Source organism: Lactobacillus porci (assembly GCF_009695985.1).
In the GTDB taxonomy this organism is placed as follows: Bacteria; Bacillota; Bacilli; order Lactobacillales; family Lactobacillaceae; genus Lactobacillus; species Lactobacillus absianus.
In genome coordinates, this window is sequence record NZ_VUMX01000006.1 from 68,056 (window position 1) to 92,099 (window position 24,044).

At 53.6% G+C, this 24,044-nt stretch carries 25 protein-coding genes, 1 pseudogene and 1 other annotated feature; of the genes and pseudogenes, 24 read left to right on the top strand and 2 right to left on the bottom strand.

Translation table 11 applies throughout. The annotated features are described in order from the left end of the window. Window position 1 precedes the first annotated feature (1 nt). The 12 genes and pseudogenes from purM (at window position 2) to pcp (ending at window position 13,177) form a co-directional block, all read left to right on the top strand. Complete coding sequence (gene purM, locus FYJ62_RS03415; RefSeq protein ID WP_326831986.1) at window positions 2–1,039, top strand: phosphoribosylformylglycinamidine cyclo-ligase; 1,038 nt, start codon at window positions 2–4, stop codon at window positions 1,037–1,039. Between the two features lie 14 nt (window positions 1,040–1,053). After that, window positions 1,054–1,602: pseudogene (gene purN / locus FYJ62_RS10735) on the top strand (phosphoribosylglycinamide formyltransferase); the annotation flags it as partial. Between the two features lie 45 nt (window positions 1,603–1,647). Next, the gene (purH, locus tag FYJ62_RS03420) at window positions 1,648–3,192 is read left to right on the top strand and encodes a bifunctional phosphoribosylaminoimidazolecarboxamide formyltransferase/IMP cyclohydrolase (RefSeq protein WP_229771824.1); all 1,545 of its coding nucleotides are present in this window, start codon (window positions 1,648–1,650) and stop codon (window positions 3,190–3,192) included. Window positions 3,193–3,204: 12 nt separating this feature from the next. Continuing rightward, window positions 3,205–4,470, top strand: coding sequence for a phosphoribosylamine--glycine ligase (purD, locus tag FYJ62_RS03425; protein ID WP_154547746.1), 1,266 nt, complete (start codon window positions 3,205–3,207; stop codon window positions 4,468–4,470). 600 nt (window positions 4,471–5,070) lie between these two features. Next, window positions 5,071–6,267, top strand: coding sequence for an ABC transporter substrate-binding protein (locus FYJ62_RS03430; RefSeq protein ID WP_154547748.1), 1,197 nt, complete (start codon window positions 5,071–5,073; stop codon window positions 6,265–6,267). A gap of 138 nt (window positions 6,268–6,405) precedes the next feature. Next, on the top strand, window positions 6,406–7,284 hold the full coding sequence (locus tag FYJ62_RS03435) for a branched-chain amino acid ABC transporter permease (RefSeq protein ID WP_154547750.1): 879 nt from the start codon (window positions 6,406–6,408) through the stop codon (window positions 7,282–7,284). 14 nt (window positions 7,285–7,298) lie between these two features. After that, window positions 7,299–8,273, top strand: a complete 975-nt coding sequence (locus FYJ62_RS03440) for a branched-chain amino acid ABC transporter permease (protein ID WP_154547752.1) — start codon at window positions 7,299–7,301, stop codon at window positions 8,271–8,273. Window positions 8,274–8,285: 12 nt separating this feature from the next. Then, on the top strand, window positions 8,286–9,062 hold the full coding sequence (locus tag FYJ62_RS03445; protein WP_154547754.1) for an ABC transporter ATP-binding protein: 777 nt from the start codon (window positions 8,286–8,288) through the stop codon (window positions 9,060–9,062). A 13-nt stretch (window positions 9,063–9,075) separates the two neighbouring features. Further along, complete coding sequence (locus FYJ62_RS03450) at window positions 9,076–9,780, top strand: ABC transporter ATP-binding protein (RefSeq protein WP_154547801.1); 705 nt, start codon at window positions 9,076–9,078, stop codon at window positions 9,778–9,780. A 435-nt stretch (window positions 9,781–10,215) separates the two neighbouring features. Further along, a complete protein-coding gene (locus FYJ62_RS03455; RefSeq protein ID WP_154547756.1) occupies window positions 10,216–11,373 on the top strand; it encodes a trans-sulfuration enzyme family protein in 1,158 nt (385 codons plus the stop codon). A gap of 42 nt (window positions 11,374–11,415) precedes the next feature. Beyond that, window positions 11,416–12,543: a trans-sulfuration enzyme family protein gene (locus FYJ62_RS03460; protein WP_154547758.1), complete on the top strand. Its 1,128-nt coding sequence runs from the start codon at window positions 11,416–11,418 to the stop codon at window positions 12,541–12,543. Window position 12,544: 1 nt separating this feature from the next. Next, the gene (gene pcp, locus FYJ62_RS03465) at window positions 12,545–13,177 is read left to right on the top strand and encodes a pyroglutamyl-peptidase I (protein WP_154547760.1); all 633 of its coding nucleotides are present in this window, start codon (window positions 12,545–12,547) and stop codon (window positions 13,175–13,177) included. Window positions 13,178–13,241: 64 nt separating this feature from the next. On the opposite strand, the gene FYJ62_RS03470 is transcribed toward pcp, so the two are convergent. After that, the gene (locus tag FYJ62_RS03470) at window positions 13,242–13,946 is read right to left on the bottom strand and encodes a YjjG family noncanonical pyrimidine nucleotidase (RefSeq protein WP_154547762.1); all 705 of its coding nucleotides are present in this window, start codon (window positions 13,944–13,946) and stop codon (window positions 13,242–13,244) included. Window positions 13,947–13,948: 2 nt separating this feature from the next. Further along, window positions 13,949–14,308, bottom strand: coding sequence for an arsenate reductase family protein (locus FYJ62_RS03475; RefSeq protein ID WP_154547764.1), 360 nt, complete (start codon window positions 14,306–14,308; stop codon window positions 13,949–13,951). A 159-nt stretch (window positions 14,309–14,467) separates the two neighbouring features. Further along, window positions 14,468–14,546: a sequence feature (ribosomal protein L21 leader region), on the top strand. Between the two features lie 14 nt (window positions 14,547–14,560). On the opposite strand from FYJ62_RS03475, the gene rplU reads away from it, so the two are divergent. The 12 genes from rplU to recN all read left to right on the top strand — a co-directional run bounded on the left by rplU (window position 14,561) and on the right by recN (window position 23,845). After that, entirely contained in the window at window positions 14,561–14,872 is a 312-nt protein-coding gene (gene rplU / locus FYJ62_RS03480) for a 50S ribosomal protein L21 (RefSeq protein ID WP_154547766.1), read from the top strand. Window positions 14,873–14,887: 15 nt separating this feature from the next. After that, window positions 14,888–15,187, top strand: a complete 300-nt coding sequence (gene rpmA, locus FYJ62_RS03485) for a 50S ribosomal protein L27 (protein WP_195837381.1) — start codon at window positions 14,888–14,890, stop codon at window positions 15,185–15,187. Between the two features lie 157 nt (window positions 15,188–15,344). Then, window positions 15,345–16,451 carry a M24 family metallopeptidase gene (locus tag FYJ62_RS03490; RefSeq protein WP_154547768.1) on the top strand — a complete coding sequence of 369 codons (1,107 nt, stop codon included), beginning with the start codon at window positions 15,345–15,347 and terminating at the stop codon, window positions 16,449–16,451. A gap of 69 nt (window positions 16,452–16,520) precedes the next feature. Continuing rightward, window positions 16,521–17,087 carry an elongation factor P gene (efp, locus tag FYJ62_RS03495; RefSeq protein WP_154547770.1) on the top strand — a complete coding sequence of 189 codons (567 nt, stop codon included), beginning with the start codon at window positions 16,521–16,523 and terminating at the stop codon, window positions 17,085–17,087. A gap of 19 nt (window positions 17,088–17,106) precedes the next feature. Next, window positions 17,107–17,544 carry an Asp23/Gls24 family envelope stress response protein gene (locus FYJ62_RS03500; RefSeq protein WP_154547772.1) on the top strand — a complete coding sequence of 146 codons (438 nt, stop codon included), beginning with the start codon at window positions 17,107–17,109 and terminating at the stop codon, window positions 17,542–17,544. Then, window positions 17,544–17,942, top strand: a complete 399-nt coding sequence (gene nusB / locus FYJ62_RS03505) for a transcription antitermination factor NusB (protein WP_154547774.1) — start codon at window positions 17,544–17,546, stop codon at window positions 17,940–17,942. The genes FYJ62_RS03500 and nusB overlap by 1 nt, the downstream gene beginning before the upstream one ends. Before the next feature lie 52 nt (window positions 17,943–17,994). Further along, on the top strand, window positions 17,995–18,846 hold the full coding sequence (locus tag FYJ62_RS03510) for a bifunctional methylenetetrahydrofolate dehydrogenase/methenyltetrahydrofolate cyclohydrolase (protein ID WP_154547776.1): 852 nt from the start codon (window positions 17,995–17,997) through the stop codon (window positions 18,844–18,846). Continuing rightward, window positions 18,833–20,212 (top strand): exodeoxyribonuclease VII large subunit, encoded by a 1,380-nt coding sequence (xseA, locus tag FYJ62_RS03515; protein ID WP_154547778.1) that lies wholly within the window; start codon window positions 18,833–18,835, stop codon window positions 20,210–20,212. The genes FYJ62_RS03510 and xseA overlap by 14 nt, the downstream gene beginning before the upstream one ends. Next, complete coding sequence (locus tag FYJ62_RS03520; RefSeq protein WP_154547780.1) at window positions 20,205–20,447, top strand: exodeoxyribonuclease VII small subunit; 243 nt, start codon at window positions 20,205–20,207, stop codon at window positions 20,445–20,447. Before xseA ends, FYJ62_RS03520 begins: the two co-directional genes overlap by 8 nt. Window positions 20,448–20,456: 9 nt before the next feature. Continuing rightward, window positions 20,457–21,326 carry a polyprenyl synthetase family protein gene (locus tag FYJ62_RS03525; protein ID WP_154547782.1) on the top strand — a complete coding sequence of 290 codons (870 nt, stop codon included), beginning with the start codon at window positions 20,457–20,459 and terminating at the stop codon, window positions 21,324–21,326. Continuing rightward, window positions 21,326–22,141, top strand: a complete 816-nt coding sequence (locus FYJ62_RS03530) for a TlyA family RNA methyltransferase (RefSeq protein WP_154547784.1) — start codon at window positions 21,326–21,328, stop codon at window positions 22,139–22,141. The genes FYJ62_RS03525 and FYJ62_RS03530 overlap by 1 nt, the downstream gene beginning before the upstream one ends. A gap of 15 nt (window positions 22,142–22,156) precedes the next feature. Further along, window positions 22,157–23,845: a DNA repair protein RecN gene (recN, locus tag FYJ62_RS03535; protein WP_154547787.1), complete on the top strand. Its 1,689-nt coding sequence runs from the start codon at window positions 22,157–22,159 to the stop codon at window positions 23,843–23,845. Window positions 23,846–24,044: the final 199 nt, after the last annotated feature.

A 24,044-nucleotide genomic window follows, 5' to 3' on the forward strand; every position in this document is an offset into this window, starting at 1 on the left:
CGTGAATCGTTACAAAGATGCTGGCGTTGACGTCAACGCGGGTTATGAATTGGTGCGCCGGATCAAGGGCGCGGTTGCTTCGACCAAGCGGCCTGGCTATGTCGGGAATATTGGTGGCTTTGGCGGCCTCTTTGACCTGGATTCATTGGGCTACCAGCACCCAGTTCTGGTTTCCGGGACTGATGGGGTCGGCACCAAGCTGATGATCGCGCAAAAGATGGGCAAGAACGATACGGTCGGGATCGACGTCGTCGCCATGTGCGTCAACGACGTCCTGGCCCAAGGGGCAGAACCGCTCTTCTTCCTGGACTACATTGCTTGTGGCCACAATGACCCAGCTCTCTTGGCTGAAGTCGTTTCCGGCGTGGCGGAAGGCTGTCGGCAGGCAGGCTGCAGCCTGATCGGCGGGGAAACCGCGGAAATGCCTGACATGTATGCCGCTGATGAGTACGACCTGGCCGGCTTTACGGTCGGCGTGGCGGAAAAAGACCGCCTGCTCAGCCAGGCGACTCCGCAAGCCGGCGACGTCCTGCTGGGATTGGCTTCAACTGGCGTTCACTCCAACGGTTTCTCCTTAGTGCGCAAGATCCTCTTTAAGGACCACGCGGTCAAATTGACCGACCAGCCAGCCGCCCTTAACGGCAAGACCGTTGGCGAAGCCTTGCTGGCCCCAACCAGAATCTACATCAAGTCCGTTCTGCCAGCCATCAAGCAGGGGTTGGTACACGGTGTGGCCCACATTACCGGGGGCGGCTTGATTGAAAACGTCCCGCGGATGTTTACTGACGACCTGCAGGCAGAAATTCATGCAGGCACTTGGGAGGTCCCAGACATCTTCAAGTATCTGCAAGAAATTGGCGGCCTGTCTCTGGAAGACTGCTGGCAAACCTTCAACATGGGCCTGGGTATGATCCTGGCCGTGCCAGCTGAGCAAAAGGAAGCAGCCAAGCAGGCCCTGGCCGCCAAGGGCGAAAAGGTCTTTGAAGTTGGCCAGCTGCAAAAGCGGGCTGAAGGTTCTGAAAAAGTAGTTATCAAATAGGTAAGAAAAGAACAATGAGAGTAGCGATTTTTGCATCAGGCAACGGTACCAATTATGAAGCCCTGGCCGAACGCTTTCAGTCTGGCGACCTGCCAGGCGAGCTGGCCTTGCTCTTCTGCGACCATCCAGACGCTCCCGTGATCAAGCGGGCTGAGAAGTTCAACACTCCAGTCGTGACCTTTACGGTCAAGTCTTGTGGCGGCAAGCAGGCATATGAGGAGAAGATCCTCCAGGTGCTTCATGAATACCGGATCGATTTTATTGCCATGGCCGGCTACATGCGGGTCATCGGGCCAACGATTTTGAATGATTATGAAGGGCGCATCGTCAACCTGCACCCAGCCATGCTGCCAGACTATCCAGGTCTGCACGCGATCGAACGGTCCTTTGCAGATCGCTCTGAGCGTTCAGGCGTAACCGTGCACTATATTGATGCTGGCCTGGACGATGGTCCGGTCATCGCGCAAAAGCACGTGCCAATCAAGGATGACGATACTGAAGAAACCTTTGAGGCGCGGTTGCATGCTTGTGAGCACGAGCTCTATCCAGCCGCCCTCAAGGATGTATTGACTAAGTTTGAAGCAGAAATAAAGGAGTCCAATAAACAAATGAAGCGTGCATTGGTAAGCGTATCAGATAAGAGCAACTTGGTACCCTTTGTCAAGGGGCTGGAAGAAAACGGCTTTGAAATCGTCTCAACCGGCGGCACCAAGAAGGTTCTTGACGAAGCTGGCGTGAAGACGATTTCCGTTGAAGACGTTACTGGCTTCCCGGAAATTCTTGACGGCCGCGTCAAGACCCTGAACCCTTACATCCACGGTGGCCTCCTGGCCCGCCGCGAGCTGCCAAGCCACGTGGAAACCTTGAAGAAGCACCACATTACGCCAATCGACCTGGTCTGCGTCAACCTGTACCCATTCAAGCAGACGATTGAAAAGCCGGACGTAACCCTGGCTGACGCCATCGAAAACATTGACATCGGCGGCCCAAGCATGGTCCGCTCAGCTGCCAAGAACTACCGCGACGTCACCATCGTGACCGACAAGGCTGACTACGACAAGGTGCTGGAAGAAATCAAGGAAAATGGCGCAACCACTCTGGAAACCAGAGCTGAGCTGGCAGCCAAGGCCTTCCGTCTGACGGCTTCATACGACGCTTTGATTTCCCAATACCTGTCAAAGCAAGTCGGCGTGGAAGCACCTGAAAAGCTGACTTTGACCTACGACCTGAAGGAAACCATGCGCTATGGGGAAAATGGTCACCAAAAGGCTTGGCTCTACGAAGACGCCCTGCCAAAGAGCTACTCAATCCTAGAAGCTGAGCAGCTGAACGGGAAGAAATTGTCCTACAACAACATCAAGGACGCTGATGAAGCCCTGCGCTGCATCCGCGAATTTGACGATAAGCCAACCGTTGTAGCCATGAAGCACATGAACCCATGCGGCATTGGCCAAGGGGACACTTTGGAAGAAGCTTGGGACAGAGCCTACGAGGCTGACTCAGTCTCCATCTTCGGCGGCGTCATTGCCTTGAACCGGAAGGTTGACCTGGCAACGGCCAAGAAGATGCACAAGATCTTCCTGGAAATCATCATTGCGCCAGACTACGATGAAGACGCTCTGGAAGCCTTGAAGACCAAGAAGAAGAACATGCGGATCCTGAAGCTGGACTTCTCCAAGAAGGATGAGCCAACCCGCCACGAAACCGTTTCAGTCATGGGCGGTCTCTTGATGCAGGACCAAGACGTTCTGGCCGAAGATGCCAGCGACTGGGAATGCGTAACTGCCGTCAAGCCAACCGAAGACCAGCTCAAGTCTTTGATGTTTGCCTGGAAGGCAGTCAAGCACGCCAAGTCAAACGCGATCGTCGTTGCCAACGACGAACGGACCCTGGGCGTTGGTGAAGGACAGCCAAACCGGATCGACTCTGAAAAGATTGCCATCGACCACGCTGGCGATGCCCTTGACGAGCGGGCAGTCATTGCTTCTGACGCCTTCTTCCCATTCAGCGACTGCGTTGAATACGCTGGCAAGCATGGCATCAAGGCTATCGTACAGCCTGGTGGCTCTGTGCGTGACCAAGAATCAATCGACATGGCCAACAAGTACGGCATTGCCATGGTCTTCACTGGCGTGCGTCACTTTAGACACTAAAAGGCAAGCATCATGAAAGATAATTTAAACATTTTGGTCGTTGGGTCAGGCGGCCGCGAATTCGCGGTGGCCCGGGCCTTGAAGAAGAGTCCGCACGTTGCCAAAGTCTACGTGGCACCTGGCAATAGCGGCTTGGCAAGCATCGGCGTAGAGGCCGTGGACATTCCTGAAGACGACTTCAAGGGCTTGAAGGACTTTGCGATTGCCCACCAGGTAGCTTGGACCTTTGTTGGCCCAGAAGACGCCCTGGTGGCCGGCATTGTCGACTATTTCCAGGCCTTTGGCTTGAAGATCTTCGGGCCAAACGCGCGGGCCGCGCAATTGGAAGGGTCCAAGGACTATGCCCTGAAGTTCATGGAAAAGTACGACGTGCCGCACCCACGCTATGAAAGCTACGAAGACGCCGACAGCGCTATCGCGGCTTTGAGCGACTTTGGCCTGCCGGTCGTCCTCAAGGAAGACGGCCTGGCCGGCGGCAAGGGGGTCGTAATCGCGGAAGACGAGTCAACGGCCAAGGAAACCCTGCGCTGGATGTTCGACAACGGGCAAAAGCGGGTCGTTCTGGAAGAATTCTTGACCGGTCCGGAATACTCAGTCTTCGCCGTCATGCAAAATGGCGAATATCGTCTGCTGCCAGTCGCCCAAGACCACAAGCGGGCCTATGACGGCGACAAGGGACCAAATACTGGCGGCATGGGCTCTTACAGCCCAGTCCCGCAATTGACGGCTGAGCAAAGAGCAGCCATCATTGATGAACTGGTCAAGCCGGCCGCCAAAGGCTTGGAAAAGGGTGGCTATAACTACCATGGGGTCTTGTACCTGGGCTTGATGATGACTGAGAAGGGGCCAAAGATGATCGAATACAACGTTCGTCTGGGCGACCCTGAAACTGAAGTCGTTTTGCCCCGCCTGGCCACTGACTTTGCCGAATTGATCGATGCCAATGTCAACGATGAGGAAATGCCAGAGGTCAAGGAAAATGACCTGGCCATCCTGGGCGTCATTCTGGCCGCCAAGGGCTACCCAAAGAACCCGGTCAAGGGCCAGGCGCTGGGAACCTTGCCAGCTGAAGACGGGATTGCCATCGACTATGCCAACGTCAAGGGCCCTCTGACTGACCTGAAGGGCAATGGCGGCCGGATCTTGATGGTCCGTGCTGAAGCTGCCAGCTTGGACGCTGCCCAAAAGCACGTCTACGACTACCTGGCCAAGCTTGATGAGCCAGAATGCTTCTACCGCCGCGACATTGGCGCTAGAGCAACTGGCAAGACCTATTAAGCCATCTTTATCTATTTTTTCATCGATAATCAAGACAATTACCAACTTTATCAACTAACAGACACACTCCAAATCAATTAATATCGACACTTATGAGAGGACCGCGCAGGCGGTTCTCTTATTTTTTACTTTTTATTATCATCTGTTGATTATGAGAGCCTTCCAACACTTTTTTAATTTTTTGAAGACAAAATGAGCTAAAGCAACATTTAAGTTAGACTCTAGCCGAAGCACATAAAGCGAGTACAAGCAAAAGGTTGATTAAAAACAAAGATGAGAGAAAAATAATAAAAACCGTTGACAATCCCCCGGAGATTACATAGAATATAAACAACTTAAGATTAAAAGGAGCTGAGAAAATCATGGAAAAGCAAATGTGTCAACAAAGGAATAATGCAATGATGTTCTCAGCGAATGTCATAGCTCGCTTGCAAATTATTGGCTAGAGCCCGGAGTCGCCCGAGCTCTTCTTTAGCAAGTCTGTGAGTGAGCTCAAGAGGGAATTTGATGAGTCTTCACTCAAGGCTGAGTGAAGACTTTTTAATTTTAAACTAAGACAATCAGAAAAATTATCATGTTGTACTGAGAGGGGAATCTACCATGAATTTTAAGAAAATGTTTGGATTAACTGCTGCTACGATGATGTCAGCTGCCGCATTGACTGGCTGTGCCACTGCCAAGACCGCTTCTAACGGCGGGAACAAGACCAGCGACAACAAGTTCCGCATCGGCCTTAACCTGGAACTTTCCGGTGCTGCCGGCAGCTACGGCCAGCAAGAAAAGAAGGGTGCCACTTTAGCAGCCGACGAAATCAACAAGAAGGGCGGCGTGAAGATCGGCGGCAAGACTTATAAGATCAAGCTTTACGTTTCCGACAACAAGTCATCCACTTCAACTGCCGCATCCGTTGCCGCGCAAATGGTCAACTCCAACAAGGTCGTGGCACAAGTTGGTCCTGCCGCCACTGCCTACGCAACGGCTTCAATCGCCAACTTAACCAAGGCCGGCGTGCCAATGGTTGGTCCTTCAGCTACTGCAGCTGCCTTTACCCAAACCAAGTCTGGCCAAACGCAAAAGTATGCCTTCCGTGCCTGCTTCATCGACCCATACCAAGGGAAGAAGGCTGCCGAATTCATGTACAACACGCTTAAGAAGCGCAAGGTTGCGATCGTTGCCGACAACTCAACTGACTACGGTACTGGCTTAACCAAGGCCTTCTCAGCTGAATTCAAGAAACTTGGCGGCAAGGTTGTAACTACCCAATACTTCCAAGCTGGTGACAAGGACTTTAACTCAACTCTGACCACGGTTAAGAACAAGAAGCCTGACGCAATCTACCTGCCAGGCTACTACACTGAAATCGGTCTGGTTGTCAAGCAAGCCCGCGAAATGGGGATCAGCGTGCCAATGGTTGGTGCCGACGGCATGGGCTCACCAAAGCTGGCCCAAATCGCTGGCAAGAAGAACGCCTCAAACATCTACTACACGACTCACTTCTCAACCAAGTCTAAGGAACCACAAGTCGTTAAGTTTATGAAGGCTTACAAGGCTAAGTACGGCGAAGAACCAGCAACCTTTACTTCACTGGCATACGACTCAGTCAACATGGTCGTTGAAGCAGCCAAGAAGGAAGGCGAAGTTTCCTCAAGCGCTGTCCAAAAGGGTCTGGCATCTCTGAAGAACTTCAAGGGCGTTACCGGGAACATCACCATGGACTCCAAGCACAACCCACAAAAGTCCGTTGTTGTTGAAGAAATGGAAAAGGGTGCCGTAACCAAGGCCTACACTGTCAAGTAATTGCTTATTGACAAATTTATGACTGATTTTTAACTGATTTCGGTTTATTGTTGTAATTGTTTAATTGTTTTCGAAAATTGACGATTGGATAAAAAGCTCTAGAAGCATAGCGCAGACAATTCAAGGAGGTTTTGAATTTTGCAAACTTTTCTCCAGCAATTAATCAATGGTCTCTCGCTCGGCAGCATTTATGCCTTGCTGGCGCTGGGATACATGATTGTGTATGGCATTTCCAAGCTGCTGAACTTTGCCCACGGTGACGTGTACATGCTCGGCGCTTACTGGGGCTACTACACGATCAACTACCTGCACTTCGGTTTCTTCACCGCCTTGATTACTGCTATGATTGCCTGCGGCTTGGCCGGGGTGATTATTGAGGCGGTAGCCTACCGGCCATTAAGAAACGCGCCCCGCGTCGCGGCCCTGATTACGGCCATTGGGGTTTCCTTCTTCTTGGAAAACGGGATGTCCTACCTCTGCTCATCAGACACGCGCAACTTCCCTCAGGTAATCAAGCGCAAGGCATTCGACTTGGGCGGGGTGACCATTTCCAACATTCAGCTGATCATTCTGGTGACGACCATCATCTTGATGTTCGGCTTGATGTGGATCATCAACTACACTAAAGTCGGCCGGGCCATGCGGTCAGTCTCAACTGACTACGACGCGGCCAGCCTGATGGGGATCAACATCAATCACGCGGTTTCGATCACTTTTGCCCTCGGCTCAGCCTTGGCTGGGGCCGCCGGCGTCTTGATCGGGCTCTACTACAACTCAATTGACCCCCTGATGGGGATGACGCCAGGCATCAAGGCCTTCGTTGCCGCCGTCCTTGGCGGGATCGGGTCCATCCCTGGGGCTGCCGTTGGTGGCTTCTTGATTGGGCTTTTGGAAACCGGGGTTACGGCTCTGGGCTTCTCAGCCTTCAGAGACGCCGCGGTCTACCTGGTCTTGATTGTGATTCTGTTGGTTCTGCCAGGCGGTCTGTTTGGCAAGAAGCAAGTTGAAAAGGTTTAGAAGGGGTGAGTCAGATGAAGAAGAATTGGAAATACAATCTTTGCTGGCTGCTCGTGATGGTTGCGGGCTTCTACCTGATCAACTCTTTGATGCTGGCGGGCGTGATCAATACTTTTATTGAAAACATGCTCGTCACCATCGGGATCAACATTATTTTGGCGGTCGGATTGAACCTGGTTATCGGCTTTTCAGGGCAATTCTCCCTGGGCCACGCGGGCTTTATGGCCCTGGGTGCCTACTCAACTGGGATCTTGACCCAGACGATGAGCACCGCTGGCGGCTTCTACCTGTCTATCGTGGTCGGCGTCGTCATTTCAATCATCGTTGCTTTGATCGTCGGGATTCCAACCTTGCGTCTGCACGGCGACTACTTCGCCATCGCGACGATGGGCGCGGCTGAAATCATCAGAATCGTGATCAACAACCTGAAAATTACCAACGGCGCGGCTGGTCTGTTCAACATTCCGCAGTTTGCGACCTGGGACGTGGTCTACATCTTCGTCTGCTTGACGACGATCGTGACTGTCAACTTCATCCACAGCCGCGACGGGCGGGCAGTCATTTCCATTCGCGAAAACGAAATTGCCGCTGAAGCCATGGGGGTCAATACCACTAAGTGGAAGCTGGGGGCCTTTGTCTTGGGTGCCGCTACGGCAGCCATCGCCGGCTCACTTTACGCTTCATACCTGCAGACCATCGTGCCATCCAGCTTCGGGATCATGGAATCAATTACGATTCTGATCTACGCCGTGCTTGGTGGTCTGGGCAGCATCACTGGCACTTTCGTGGCTACGATCCTGCTGGGCGTCCTTGACACGGCTCTGCAAAGCTTGGGCGTTCTGCGGATGGTCTTCTACGCTATCGCCTTGATCGCGATCATGATCTTCAAGCCAGGCGGTCTGTTCGGCAAGTGGGAATTCTCATTCAAGCGCCTGTTCACCAGAAAGCAGGACGGCGATATGGCCGAAGTGCAAAAAGAAGACAAGTAAGGAGGAAGAAGCATGACCAAAGCATTGAACGCAGAGCATATTACCAAAGTGTTCGGCGGTTTGACTGCAGTTGACGACGTTTCTCTCCACGTTGACGCCAAAGAATTGGTGGCCTTGATCGGCCCCAACGGGGCGGGCAAGACGACCTTCTTCAACTGCTTGACTGGCGTCGCGCCAGCAACCTCAGGCACGGTTACCATCGGCGGCTATGAGGTCAAGAAAAACACCAAGGCCTACAAGGTAGCCCAAATGGGAATTTCCCGGACTTTCCAGAACATCAGACTGTTCTCAGAACTGTCAGTCTTGGAAAACGTCCTGATTGCCTTGACCAACCAATACAAGGAAGGCTTTTTTACGGCAGTCCTGCGTCTGCCAAGCTTCTACAAAACGGAAGCTTCCATGGAAGAGCATGCCAAGCGCCTGTTGAAGGACTTTGAACTGGAAGACGTAATGTATTTCCCAGCCGGCAACCTGCCTTACGGGGTTCAGCGGAAGGTGGAAATCGTCCGCGCCCTGGCCACCAACCCGAAGATCATCTGCCTGGACGAGCCAGCAGCCGGGATGAACCCGGAAGAAACGGCCGACTTGACCAAGCTGATCAAGAAGATCCAGACTGAATACGGGATTGCCGTCCTGTTGATCGAGCACGACATGTCGCTGGTCATGAAGCTGGCGGAAAGAATCTACGTTTTGGCGGAAGGCAAGCTTCTGGCCGAAGGGACGCCTCAGGAAATTCAAAACAACCCAGACGTCATCAACGCATACCTCGGAGGTGGAGCAAATGCCTGAAACAGCAGAAACCATGCTTAAAGTCGACCATCTGTCAGTCAACTACGGGGCCATCAAGGCCGTCCGTGACGTCAGCTTCGACTTGAAGAAGGGGGAAATCGTCACCTTGATCGGGGCCAACGGTGCCGGCAAGTCAACGATTTTGAAGACCGTTTCCGGTCTTTTGCACCCAGCCAGCGGCGATATCCTGTTTGAAGGCCGGTCCATTGCCAAGATGAGCGCACCAAAGATCGTGGCGGAAGGAATCTCCCAGGTTCCTGAAGGCCGACGGATCTTTGCGGGGATGACCGTCAAGGAAAACCTCCAGCTGGGGGCCTACCTGAGAAAGGACAAGGACGGGATTGAAAAGGACATGGAAGCCATGTTCAAGCGCTTCCCGATCCTGAAAGAGCGACTTAAGCAGGATGCGGCGACCCTTTCCGGTGGTGAGCAGCAGATGCTGGCCATGGCCAGAGCCTTGATGGCTCGGCCAAAGGTCCTTTTGCTGGATGAGCCGTCAATGGGGCTGGCACCAATTTACATTCAAGAAATTTTCGATATCGTCAAGAGCATCAACAAGGAAGGCATGACCGTGCTCTTGATTGAGCAAAACGCACGGCAGGCCTTGTCAATCGCGGATCGCGGCTACGTTTTGGCTTCTGGGGAAGTCAAGATGTCCGGGACCGGCCATGACCTGCTCAATGACCCAGCCGTCCAAAAGGCATACCTGGGCGGTTAGCAGCAAATCAGTTAAAAACAAACGCCAGGCATCTCGCCTGGCGTTTTTGCTGGGGAAGAAAAGGCGGCAAAATACTGGCTGCTGCTTGAAGAAGTTGGAAAAAATCAGTATAATGAGTTTTAAATTAAAATAGTTTAAGCGTTGATGAGAAGAGTAGGAAGAAGCTGCCTCAACAGTGACCGCTGCTGGTGAGAAGGCGGGAGGCGACTTCTTTTGAAGATGAGCTCGGAGCTATGGCAAGGGGTCTGCCGGCTGCTTGCCCGTTAGGAGACGTTATCCTCTCAAGCATTCATCTGGATGCTGAGGCCGGCTTGACTGGGATTTTTGCATTGCTTTTGTGCTTTCAAGTCATATCCGGCGAACAAGGGTGGTAACGCGATGATTCGTCCCTAGGTCAGTGGCCTAGGGACTTTTTTAATGAATGGAGGATTTTACATGCAGGGCTTCAATACGCGCTTGGTTCATGTGCCAATTGAAAGTGAAGACGAGACTGGTTCAGTGACGGTGCCGATCTATAAGGCCACGACCTTCCGCTACCCTAAAATCGGGGCGCCGGTGAAGTACGACTACTCCCGCTCGGGCAACCCGACCAGACACGCGGTGGAAGAGCAGCTGGCCAATCTGGAGGGCGGAGCCGCGGCCTTTCTTTTTGGCTCAGGCATGGCGGCGATTCATGCCGCCTTGGCCATCTTTAAAGCCGGCGACCACATTATCGTGGGCGATCAGATCTATGGGGGGACCTTCAGAATTCTCCACCAGTTTTTTGAGGACTGGGGACTGGAGCTGACCGCGGTTGACACCAGAGACCTAAGCGCGGTCGAAGGGGCCATCCAGGCCAACACCAAGGCCATCTACTTTGAGCCGGTCACCAATCCCTTGCTGCAGGTAACGCCAGTCAAGGGGATTGCCGAAGTGGCCCAAAAGCATGGCCTGCTGACGATCGTTGACAACACTTTTCTCAGTCCTTACCTGCTCAACCCCCTCAAGTATGGGGCGGACATCGTCGTGCATTCAGCTACCAAGTACCTGTCCGGCCACTCAGACGTCAGTGCCGGGGCCGTGATCGTCAAGGGCCAGGACTTGGCCAAGCGGGTCTACTTCGTGCAGAACGCGATCGGCGGCGTCTTGTCGCCGGAAGACTCAAATGAGCTGGGCCGCGGGATCAAAACCCTGGCCATCCGTCTGGACCGTCAGCAGGAGAACGTCTTGAAGCTGGTGGACTTCTTCAAGAAGCTGCCAGGGATTGCCAAGGTCTACTATCCAGGCGACCCGGACCTGGCCGGCTATGCCGAGCTCAAGCAGGAAGCAGCTGGCGCTGGCGGGGTCTTCTCTTGTGAATTGGACGATCAAGTCTATGATCCGGTCGTCTTCGTCAACTCCCTGGAAATTTTTGCCCTGGCCGTCAGCCTGGGCGCAGTGGAAAGCCTGGTTGAGCTGCCAAGCAAGATGAGCCATGCTGAGCTTTCGCCAAAAGAGCAGCTGGCCGCGGGGATCAAGCCCGGCCTGATCCGCTTCTCAGTCGGCATTGAAGACGCCAGCGACCTGCTGAGCGACATCAAGCAGGCCTTGGTCAAAGCCAAGCTGGCACGCTAATGGAAATGTTTTTTACAGATTATTAGGAAATAGGAGAGCACAATGACTGAAAAAGACAAGCGCGCGTTTGAAACGATCGTGGCCGAAGCCGGCTCAATCAAGGACGGGGCCAACCCCGTCTCCCAGCCGATCTATCTGTCGGCTTGCTACCGCCATCCGGATTTGCGGCAGGCGATAACTTTTGACCGCTTGCGGGGCTACACTTACTCCCGGGTTGAAGCGCCCAATCGCAAGGTGGTTGAAGAAACCTTGGCCACTTTGGAAGAGGGCTGCCAGGGCTTTGCCGTGGCCAGCGGGATGGCGGCCATCCAGCTGGTCTTGAGCATCCTGCACACGGGCGATGAGCTGGTTTCTTTGGATGACCTTTACGGCGGCGACTTCCGCTACTTCCGCCACGTTGAAAGTCACTACGGCGTAATTTTCAAGCAGTGGGACGGACGGAAAGTGGCGGATTTGGTCAAGCTATTGAACGAGAAGACCCGGATCGTCTGGCTGGAAACCCCGTCCAATCCAACCATGAAGAAACTGGACATCCAGCAGATCGCTGCTGCCGTTCACGCCTACAACAAGGACATTATCGTCGCGGTTGACAATACTTTTTACACGCCGTATTACCAAAAGCCACTGACGGAGGGCGCTGACGTAGTCATTCATTCAGCCACCAAGTACCTGGGCGGGCACAACGATATCTTGGGCGGAATCGTGGTCGTCAAGGATGAGAAGCTGGCCGATGACTACTTCCAGTTCACGATCACGGTCGGCGATACCATGTCCAACTTTGATGCCTGGCTGCTGACCAGAAGCTTGAAGACCCTGCCGCTAAGAATGAAGCAGCATGCCGCCAGCGCCAAGAAGATCGCCAAGTTCCTGGAAACCGCCCCGCACGTGGAAAAAGTCCTGTATCCTGGCAAGGCTGGCATGATCTCCTTCTACTTGGACAGCGAGGCAGAAGTCGAGCGGGTCTTGAACAGCGTCAAGGTGATCACATTCGCGGAAAGTCTGGGCGGGGCGGAAAGCCTGATCACCATTCCCTACTACCAGACCCACGATGACGTGGAAGCAGACCAGCGCGTCCGCCTGGGGATCACGACCAAGCTCTTACGCTTGTCGGTTGGCCTGGAGGATCCGGATGACTTGATTGCCGACTTGCGGCAGGCATTGGGGGACTAAGATGGCTAATAAAAGCGAAGCAAGGCAAAAGAAAATCCTGGTCACCGGCTTTGACCCTTTTGACGGGCAGAAAGTCAATCCGGCCAGCCAGGCGGTCTTCAAGCTGCCAGATGAGATCAGCGGCGCGGCCGTGATCAAGCTGGAAGTGCCGACCGTTTTTGGCCGGGCAGCGCAAGTCGTCCGGGAGGCCATCATCAAGGAGCAGCCTGACTGCGTCTTGTGCGTGGGCCAGGCCGGCGGCCGGGCCTGCCTGACGCCGGAACTGGTCGCGATCAACTATGACGACGCGGGCGTTCCCGACAATGCCGGCCAGCAGCCAGTCGAGCAGGTGATCCAGGCAGACGGGCAAGCGGCCTACTTTACCCAGTTCCCGGTCAAGAAGCTGGTGAGTGCCATCCGGAAGGCAGGCGTGCCGGCCAAGGTTTCAACTACGGCTGGAACCTTTGTCTGCAACCACCTGATGTATCAGGTGCAATACCTGCGCGAGCAGGAATTCCCCCAGCTTAAAGCCGGCTTTATTCACGTGCCGTTCGTCCCTGAACAGGTGACCCGCCGGCCCAACTCGCCGTCAATGGCATTGGCAACCATCGTCAAGGGCCTGGAAGCGGCAATTGCCGTGATTGTCGAAAATTAGGGCAGATAAAAAGCTTTGACGAGTTTTCGCCAAAGCTTTTTATTTTTGCAAATTCAGTTGTTGCCTAGCCATTCACGATTTCTTCCAACTCAAGCAGGTCGCTGATCGTATAGGTCGGGTGGACCAGGGTCTGGTTTGGCCGCTTGTGGCGGTTGTACCAGACGGAGTCCAAACCCGCCCGCTTGGCACCCAGCATGTCAGTCTTAAGCGAGTCGCCGATGACCAGGGTGTTGGCGGTGTTGCACTTGGAGTGGGCCAGGACGTATTCAAAAAATTCCGGGTTTGGCTTCATGTGGCCGATCTCCCGGGAAATGAACAGGTCATTGAAGCAGTCTAAGAGCCCCACGTCTGCCAGCTTGGCCTGTTGGACCTTGAGCAGGCCGTTGGAAACAATTGCCAGGTAGTGGCCTTGCTGGTGCAGGCGGCGGATGACCTTGGCCGCGTTGGGCAAGAGCTCATGGCTTTCAGCCAGGCCCTGCTGGTAGATCTTGACCAGCTCGGCATTGTTTTCCAGCTGCAGGCCATATTCGTTCTGGAAGAATTCTGGAAAGCGGCGGGCCTGCATCTCGTCACGGGTCAAGCGGCCGGCATCGATGTCATCCCAGAGCTCCTTGTTGAAGGCAGAGTAGTGCTGGTGGTCCTCATGGCTCAGCTTCATGTCCAAAGCCGCGTAGACCTTCTCCAGTCCGTGCAGCTCCGCGGCTGGGAAGTCAAAAATCGTGTCATCCAGGTCAAAAAGAAAATGCGTGTAGATTTTGCGTTCGTCCATGGTTACTTCTTCCAGGTCTCCTCGTAAACGGCTTCTTTAAAGCCACACGTCAGGCGGTCATCGTCAACCAAGAGCGGCCGCTTGATCAATTTGCCGTCTTTGGCCATTATGTCGGCGGCTTCAGCAATCGTCATGTCCTTGATCTTGTCTTTTAAGCCCAGCTGCCGGTAGTGCTGGCCGCTGGTGTTAAAGAAGTAGCGCAGGCCCCGGTCCTGGTACTTGGTCAGCCATTTGACCAGGTCAGCCTTGGCCGGCGGCTTTGCTACCAGATCTTGAAACTCATATTCAACTCCGTGCTCGTCCAGCCACTTCTGGGCTTTCCTGGAAGTGGAGCAGCGCTTGTAGCCGTAAAATTTCTTCATGAATGATCCTTTCCTTAATATCGCAGCCGTGGCTGCAGCTTCTGACCCTTCCATTCTATAGCATTTTGCTGGCAAAAAATAGCAATATACTTAGAGAAAAAGCTTGAGTTTATTCCCTTGCCCGTGCTATACTATGAACGTTGCAATTTGAGAGATACCTCGATTCTGCAACCGCACAGAAGAGGTTTGCAAGACCGCGAAATCCGCGGCACCTTTGATGGCGAGTCTAAGTATTTACACGGAGGTGTACTAATGTACGCAGTTATTAAGACCGGTGGCAAGCAATACAAGGTTGCCGAAGGCGAAAGTATCTTCGTTGAAAAGCTTGACGTTCAAGCTGGCGAAGAAGTTGTTTTTGACCAAGTAATCCTGGTTGCCAATGGTGAAGACGTTAAGGTCGGCACTCCATTGGTAGAAGGTGCTAAGGTTGTTGCTTCTGTAGACAAGCAAGGCAAGGAAAAGAAGGTCGTAACCTTCAAGTACAAGCCAAAGAAGCACTCACACTCTAAGTACGGTCACCGTCAACCTTACACCAAGGTTACTGTCAAGAGCATCGAAGCTTAGTAAGAGGTGAACACTATGATGATGAACATTCTTTCAAACGCAAAGTTACTCGCCCACCACAAGGGTGGTGGTTCAACTGCCAACGGTCGTAACTCAGCTGGTCGTCGTTTGGGCGCAAAGCGCGCTGACGGTCAACTCGTAAACGCCGGTGCTATCATCTACCGTCAACGCGGTACTAAGATCCACCCTGGCAAGAACGTTGGCCGCGGTGGCGACGACACTTTGTTCGCATTGACTACCGGCGTTGTTAAGTTTGAACGTCTTGGCAAGTACAAGAAGCAAGTTTCTGTCTTGCCAGAAGAAGACGCTGAATAATTTAAACAGCCAACCAAAGAGCAGGAAGCAAAGAGCTGCCTGCTTTTTCTTTTGGATCGCAAAAACTTATCACGACTTTTGCAAGTCAGGCGAGCGGTGGTAAGCGATTTTTTGTATAATAGAAGCATCACGAAAATCTCATAAAAGGATGGTGCTTATGTCAAAAAACGAAGAACTGCTTAGCCTCTTGACGCGCAGAATCGCCAAGACGACTGAACTGATCAAAGAACAAGATGCCGATGCCTTGCTGGTCTTCAACCGGGCCAACTACCGCTATTTGACCAATTTTACTGGTGAAGAGGCGCAATTGATCCTGACCAAAGACGGTGACCGGATTTTGCTGTCCGACTCCCGCTTTGCTCCGCAGATCAAGAGCCAGGCAGTCGGTGAACTGACCGTCATTATGAAGCACGGCCATGAAGCAGCCGAAATTGCCGAACAGATCAAAGCTACCGGGGCCAAGAAGGTCTTAGTGGAAGCTGAATTCGTTTCAGCCTACGAATTTGCGGCCATCAAGGAGCTGCTGCCGGAAGTAGATCTGGTCATGGCGGCCGAAATCGTTGAACGCGTCCGCAATGTCAAGGATGACCTGGAACTGGCCACCTTGCGCAAGGCCGTGGAGATTTCCCAGATTGCCTTTGAAGGCATTCTGCCGCTGATTAAGCCAGGTGCCAAAGAGCGCGACGTAGGCGCTAAACTTGACTACCTCTTCAAGCTTAACGGCGGGGATGGCCCAGGCTACGATTCAATCGTGGCCTCAGGCTACCGGTCATCATGGGCCCACGGGGTAGCCAGCGACAAGCTGATGCAAGAGCATGAACTGGTCGTGATCGATGCCGCTGCCGCCTACAACGGCTATACAGCCGACATTACCAGAACCTACGCGATCGGCTCCGTTTCTCCAGAACTGGAAAAGATCTACAAGATCGTCCATGAAGCCCAGCGCCGCGGGATTGCCGCGGCCAAGGCGGGGAACACGGGCAAGGACGTCGACCAGGCGGCCCGCGGCTACATCAACGAGCAAGGCTATGGTCAATACTTTGGCCACGGCATCGGTCATGGGATTGGTCTGGAAATTCACGAAATGTGCCAGCCAGCCTTTCTCTTCCGGGACACGACCCTGGAAAACGGCATCGTGCATACCGTTGAACCGGGCATCTACCTGCCAGAAGGCGGGGTCCGGATTGAAGACGACATCTTGGTCAACGGCGACACGCCAGAAGTCTTGACGACGCTGCCGAAGGACGAACTGATTCACCTCTAGAATTAGTTTTTGTGGTCAAAACAAGTCTTTATTGGTACAATTTATTATGTAGAAATGGGGGATTTTCAGATGACAATGATTTCTGTTAACGAATTCAAGAACGGCCTGACGATCGAATACAACAACGATCTGTGGCGTATCGTTGAATTCCAGCACGTTAAGCCAGGCAAGGGCAGCGCCTTTGTCCGTTCAAAGCTGAAGAGTCTGCGGACCGGCGCGACTCAGGAATACACTTTCCGTTCAACGGCTAAGGTGGAAACTGCTGACATTCAAACCCGGGAAATGCAATACCTGTACAACGACGGCGCAAGCTATGTCTTCATGGATACCAACACTTACGAGCAATTGGAAGTGCCAAACGCCCAAATTACTGACGAAGCCAAGTATCTTAAGGAAAACATGGTTGTGAACGTAATTTCTCACAACGGCGAGACTTTGGGGATCGACCTGCCAAACACGGTTGACCTGGAAGTCGTTGACACCGAACCAGGCATCCGCGGCGATACCTCTTCCGGTGGTGGCAAGCCAGCTACGATGGAAACTGGGCTGGTTGTCAATGTGCCATTCTTCATCAATGTTGGTGACGTTTTGACGATCAACACTAGTGATGGTTCATACGTATCACGTGCTAAGTAAGATTTTTTGAGGTGGAAAAATGGCTGATAATTCTACGATTGTTTTAAGCGGCAGCGACGATGGCGACCAAATCAAGATTGACTTGACGGTGCTGGAAGTAATTCTGGGCATTTCAGCCAAGAAGGTTGATGGCGTTGCCGGCATGCGGGGCGGCCTGAAGTCAGGCTTGAACCGGGTGCTGGGCCGCGAAGATCGGGGCAAGGGCGTTAGCGTAACGGTTGACGAAAACGGTGATTTGACCGCTGATGTCTATGTTTACCTCAAGTATGGCGTAAACGTTCCTTCAGTTGCTGCGAAGATCCAAGAAGCTCTCAAGCAGCAATTGGCGCAAATGACCGACATGAATTTGAAGTCAATCAATGTTCACGTTGTTGGTCTCGTCTTCCCAGAAGATGAACATAATTTCGAAGATGACGATCAACCACTGTTTCCTGATCAAGAAGAAGAAGCAAAGTAATGAATCAACACCAAAGTCGCAAGATTGCACTGCAAGCCATTTACCTGTACAACCAAGATCCAGGCCTGAGCGTGGAGGAGCTTGAGCAGAGCGTGGCGTCTGCCCTGGACCTCAAGGCCCTGCCAGACTACAGCAAGGAACTGATCGCCGGCGTGATTGCCTGCCAAGGCGAATTGCGCGAGAAGATCTCCTCCAAGCTGAAGCAAGGCTGGCGGATCGAACGTTTGAGCAAAACTACGCTGGCCATCTTGGAAGTGGCTCTTTATGAAATGCTGCACAGCACAGTCATCGAAGACAAGTCCGCGATCAATGAAGCATTGAACCTGTGCGATGAATTCGATGATCCGAAATCAAAGCCGTTTATCAATGGCTTATTGGCAAATTTTGTGCAAGAATAATTTGGAAGCCGGCATTTTTGCCGGCTTTTTTTGTTAAGGAGACCTGCAAAACTTGGGAAAGATCTTAGATGGGAAAGCCTTGGCCCAGCATTTGGGCCGGAATTTGGCTGAAGAAACGAATTCTTTAAAAAGCCACGGCATAAATCCAAAATTTTGTGTAATTAATATAGGGGAGGACCCGGCCAGCAAGGTCTATGTCCGCTCTAAGCGAAAGAAAGCCGAAAAGATCGGCATCAAGCAGGTGGTCTACCAACTGCCGGAAGACGAGAGCGAAGAGGATGTCTTAAGGCTGATCGACCGCCTCAACGCCGATGAGGAAGTCGCGGGCTTGATGGTGCAGTTGCCCGTACCCGACCAGATTGACGTCGACAAGGTGATTGAGCGCATCGATCCGGAAAAGGACGTTGATGGCTTGACGCCAGCCAATATTGGCCGCTTGTGGATGGGCAAGCATTTCGTTGAGCCAGCGACCGCGGCGGGGATCATTGCCCTCTTGGACCACTACCAAATTGACCTGAACGGGAAGAATGCCGTGATCGTCGGCCGCTCCAATATCGTGGGCAAGCCTTTGGCGGCATTGATGCTGGAAAGAAACGCTTCCGTGTCCATCTTGCACTCGCACACGCGCGACCTGGGCGAATTGACCCGCCGGGCTGATATTCTGGTCTCAGCCGTAGGCAAGCCCCACATGATCAAAGCCGAGATGGTCAAAGAAGGAGCGGTGGTCATCGACGTCGGGATCAACCGGGTAGATGGCCAGCTGATGGGTGACGTGGACTTTGACCAGGTCAAGGACAAGGCCAGCTGGATCACGCCAGTTCCTGGCGGCGTCGGTCCCCTCACGGTTGAATTTCTGATGGAAGAAGTCATCAAATTGACGAGGAGACAGCATGGACTCGATTAAGCAAACAGGGCCAGGGGAGCAAAAGTACCTGACCGTCTCTGATTTAAACTGGTACATCCGGCAAAAATTCGACAAGGACCACTTTCTCCACCAGGTCTTTTTGCAGGGTGAACTGTCCAACTTCCGCTACCGGCGGGGAGGACACCAGTATTTTTCATTAAAGGACGACCACGCCAAGATCAACGTGGTCATGTTTCGGAATGACTTTGAGAAGGTCAAGTTTGAGCCGGAAGAGGGGATGAAGGTCTACCTGACGGGGCGCGTGTCAACCTATGAAGTGCAGGGCAGCTACCAGTTTTATGCCCGCACCATGGAGCCGGCCGGCCTTGGGGCCTTGTATGAACGCTTCCTGCAGCTGCAGAAGAAGCTGAGCAGCGAAGGCCTGTTCAATCCCGATCACAAACGCCGCCTGCCGCTTTTCCCGGACAAGATTGCCGTGGTTACTTCGGCTTCCGGGGCGGTCATCCACGATATCATGGTTACGGCCAACCGCCGCTTTCCGCACGCAGAAATTGACCTGTATCCGGCCCAGGTTCAGGGCGAGGAAGCCGCGGCCAGTCTGGTGGCGGCCATGCAGCAGATTCAGGCCAGAAGCAGTGAAGTAGACGTGATGATCATTGGCCGGGGCGGCGGATCGCTGGAAGACTTGTGGCCTTTCAATGAAGAAGCCGTCGTGCGCCAGGTCTACGCCATGAACATGCCAGTCATTTCTTCGGTTGGCCATGAAACGGATACGACCTTGTGCGATTTGGCCGCTGATGCCCGGGCCGCGACCCCAACCGCGGCTGCGGAACTGGCCACGCCTGACCTGGCCAGCGTCTTGACTGACCTGGCCCAGCTGCAGGCGCGTCTTTTGCACGGCATTCGCGCCGTGATTGAGGTCCGCAAGCAGGCCCTGGCAAGATTGGACTCGTCAGTCGTCATGCGCGAGCCCCAACGCTTGTATGAGCAAAAGGCCCAGCAGGTCGACATGCTCACCCAGCGAATGGGTGACTTGATGAAGCTGCGCTTGCAGGGAGCCAGCCAGCGGGCAGGCAATCTGACCCAAAGGCTGCAGGCCCAGTCGCCTGACAAGCGGGTGATGCAGCTGCTTCAGCAGGCTGATTTCCTGGACAAGCGCCTGGTGACGGCCATGAAGCACCTGCTGGAGGGCAAGGGCAGCGAATTTGGTCAGCTGGTTCAGCAGCTGAATGACTTTAGCCCCTTGCAGACCCTGAGCCGGGGCTACACGTATACGACGAATGAAGACAATGAGATGATCGTTTCCGTTAAGCAGCTGCAGGCTGGCAGCCAGGTCCAGATCCACTTCGCGGACGGACGCGCCAAGGCAACGATTGATGAAGTAAAGGAAGAAGAAAATGGCTGAGAAAAAGAACAATTTTGAAGAAGAGTTGCAGCAGCTGCAGCAGATAGTCTCCAGCTTGGAGAATGGGCAGGTTTCTTTGGATGAGGCCTTGACCCAGTTCCAAGCCGGGGTAAAGATCAGCAAGGACCTGAAGCAGCAGCTGACGGCAGCTGAAAGCACGGTGGCCAAGCTGATTGACGCCGACGGCCACGAAAAGCCGCTGGATCCAACCGACGCGTCGGCGCCAAAGGAATAGGGGAAGACAATGACGACTTTTAAAGAATTGCAAGCAAAGTACACCCCGCTGATCAATGACTTCTTGGAGAAGCAGCTCTATGGGGAGACCAATGACCAAAAGATTGCTGAGATCATGGCTTATTCAGTCATGGCCGGGGGCAAGCGCCTGCGGCCTTTGCTCTTTCTGGCGACCCTGGACAGCCTGGGCCGGGAAATCGGCGAAAGCGAATTGCGGATTGCCTGCGGGATTGAACTGATCCATACCTACTCTTTGATTCATGATGACCTGCCGGCCATGGATAATGATGACTACAGAAGAGGCCGCCTGACCAGCCACAAGAAGTGGGGCGAGGCGGAAGCCATCTTGGCCGGGGATGCCCTTTTGCCTTTGGGGATCAAGTGGATCGCCCAAGGCAGCCGGTCTTATGAGCTGGCGGAAATCATCACTGAAGCCGTGGGGCCAAATGGGATGGTTGGCGGTCAGTACCTGGACATCGACTCAACCAACAACGCGGCCGTGGCCAATGATGCCGAATTCATCAACCGGATGGAATGGCTCAAGACCGGCTGCCTGATCCTGGCCAGCGTGGAAATGGCCACGGTCTACGGACAAGCCCCAAGCGGGGTCAAGGAGAAGTACCTGGCTTTTGCCAAGCACTTTGGCCGGGCCTACCAGATCTATGACGACCTGGTCGACGTCGTTGAAAGCCAGGAAGAAGCCGGCAAGGCCACCCACAAGGACCAGGAAGTGGGCAAGAACAACACCTTGACCATGCTGGGCGTTGACGAGACCAGAAATGACCTCCGCCACTTGATCAAGCAGGCGCAAGGCGATTTGACGGGTGAAAGCGCGGAAGCCCTCTTGGGCTTCCTGGATCTGTATCAGAAGGTGCTTTAATGGCTAAAAAAGAACGTGCCGACGTATTGCTCGCGGCAAAAGGTATTTTCAACTCAAGATCCCAGGCCCAGCGGGCGATCATGGCGGGCCTGGTCACTGACCACAACCACCAGCGGATCGACAAGGCCGGGGAAAAGTTCCCAGAAGATGAGGAATTCTTCGTCAAGCAAGACCGCTTGAAGTACGTCTCCCGGGGCGGCTTTAAGCTGGAAAAGGCCGTCAAGGTCTGGGACATCGACTTACAGGACAAGACCTGCCTGGACATTGGTGCTTCAACTGGCGGCTTTACCGACGTTGCCCTGCAAAATGGGGCAAAGCTGGTCTACGCCTTGGACGTTGGCTACAACCAACTGGCCTGGCAATTGCGCGATGATCCCCGGGTGGTGGTCATGGAGCGGCAAAACTTCCGCTACTCAGTGCCGGCCGACTTTACCCAGGGACTGCCGGATTTTGCCATGACCGACGTGTCCTTTATTTCCCTGGACCTGATCATGCCGCCAATGTACCAGATTCTGAAGGATCAGGGGGAGGCAGTCTGCTTGATCAAGCCCCAGTTTGAAGCCGGACCGGAAAACGTCGGCAAGCACGGGATCGTCCGCGACCACGCAGTGCACGAGGCTGTCATCCGCCATACCATGGACTCAGCCCTGAAGATCGGCTTTGACGTCTTGGGGATTGACTATTCGCCAATCAAGGGCGGCAAAGGCAATATCGAGTTCCTGATCCATTTGAAGAAGGATTTGGCCAACCCCGGCGTGAATTACTGGGACGGGCAGATCCAAGACGTGATCGCGGCGGCCGACCAAGGCCTGTAGAAAGGATAGGCAGCAATGCTTGTTGAATTGGACATTCAAAATTTCGCAATCATCAAAAATCTCAAGATCAAGTTCCAGCCCCAAATGACGGTTTTGATCGGGGAGACCGGGGCCGGCAAGTCCATCATGATGGATGCCATGTCCCTCCTGCTTGGCCACCGGGCTCAAAAAGAAATGGTCCGCTCCGGCCAAAGCAAGGCGACCGTGACTGGTCTGTTTACCCTGAAGCCTGAAGAACTGGCCGCGGTGGCGGAAATCGCCGATGAATACGGACTGCCAATGGATGGCGACGATCTGATCATCAGCCGGGAGATCTCCAGCAAGGGGCGCAACGTCATCCGGATCAATGGTCAGCTGACGACGATCACGGCCCTAGGCAAGATGGGCAAGTACTTGGTCGACATCCACGGGCAAAACGACCAGCAGATGCTGATGGACCAAAGACGGCAGATTGACCTGGTGGATGAGTATGCCGGCAAGGAGCTCAAAGAGGAACTGGCCAAGTACCAGGCTGACTACCAGGTCTGGGTCAAGCTGACCGACCGCCTGACGCACCTGCAAAAGGATGCCCAGGAGCTGGCGCAAAGGCAGGACATCCTCCAGTTTCAGGTCGATGAGCTGACCCAGGCCAATTTGGAAGATCCAAATGAAGACCAGGAACTGGAAGATGAATTCAACAAGCTGAACAACTACCAGAAGATCGCCCAGCAGGCCAGCTTCTTGATGCAGCTGTTTGATGACGATGAGCATGGTCTGTCAACCCTTCTGGGGGATGCCCAGGGGTCAGCGGACGAGCTGGCTGACCTGGACAAGGACTTCAAGAACGTTTCCCAGTCTATTACGGATGGCGTCTACTCCTTGAACGATGCCAGAAGTGAATTGGGCGACATCATGGACAGCATGGAATTTGACGAGGAGCGCTATCAGTTTGTCCAGGACCGCTTGGACACCTTGAACAATTTGAAGAAAAAGTACGGGCCTAGCCTGGAAGACGTTTTTGCCTTTTACAGCAAGGTTTCCAAAGAGCTCAGCCAGTTTGAGACCGGCGGCCTGGATGAAGAAGCACTTAAGAAGCAGATCGCCCAAGTGGCCGAAAAGCTTGATGATGAAGCGGCCAAGCTGCACCAGCTGCGCCTGCAGACCGGCCAGCGGCTGGAGCGCGACATCAAGCAGGAATTGGCTGACCTTTACATGGAAAAGGCCCGCTTCTCCGTGCACTTTGCCAAGTCCGCGACCTACAATGCCAAGGGGACGGATGAATTGGCCTTCTACATCGCGCCAAACCCGGGCGAGGAGCTGCTGCCACTGGTCAAGATCGTGTCCGGCGGTGAGCAATCCCGCCTGATCCTGGCCCTTAAGTCCATCTTCTCCAAGGTTGAGCCGGTCGGGACCATGGTCTTTGATGAAATCGACACCGGGGTCTCTGGCCGCGTGGCCGCTGCCATCGGGAAGAAGATGCATGCCATCGCCCAGGACAAGCAGGTCATTGCCATCACGCACGCTCCGCAGGTTGCAGCCAGCGCCGACCACCGCTTCGCCATCAGCAAGCAGGTGGCAGACGGGGAAACCTTCACCAAGGTCAGGGCCCTGGATGAGGCTGAGAGCGTGAAGATGATTGCCACGATGATGGCCGGCAACCGGGTTACGGAAGCGGCCGAAAAGAATGCCGCCGACTTGATCACCAGTCAGCGGGTTGAAAATTAAGAAGAAAATAAAACAGTCGCGTGAAAAACAAATCGCTCTGAAACTAAGCAAAAGTTTCAGAACGATTTTTTAGGTTCAGTATAAATTCTTGTGTAAATAGAAATTAGATAACAAAAAAAGAAGGGTTGTCCCTTACAATGTTAATAACGACAAAAACATGGGGAGCCCTTCTTACTATGAATTATACAGAACTGTCAGT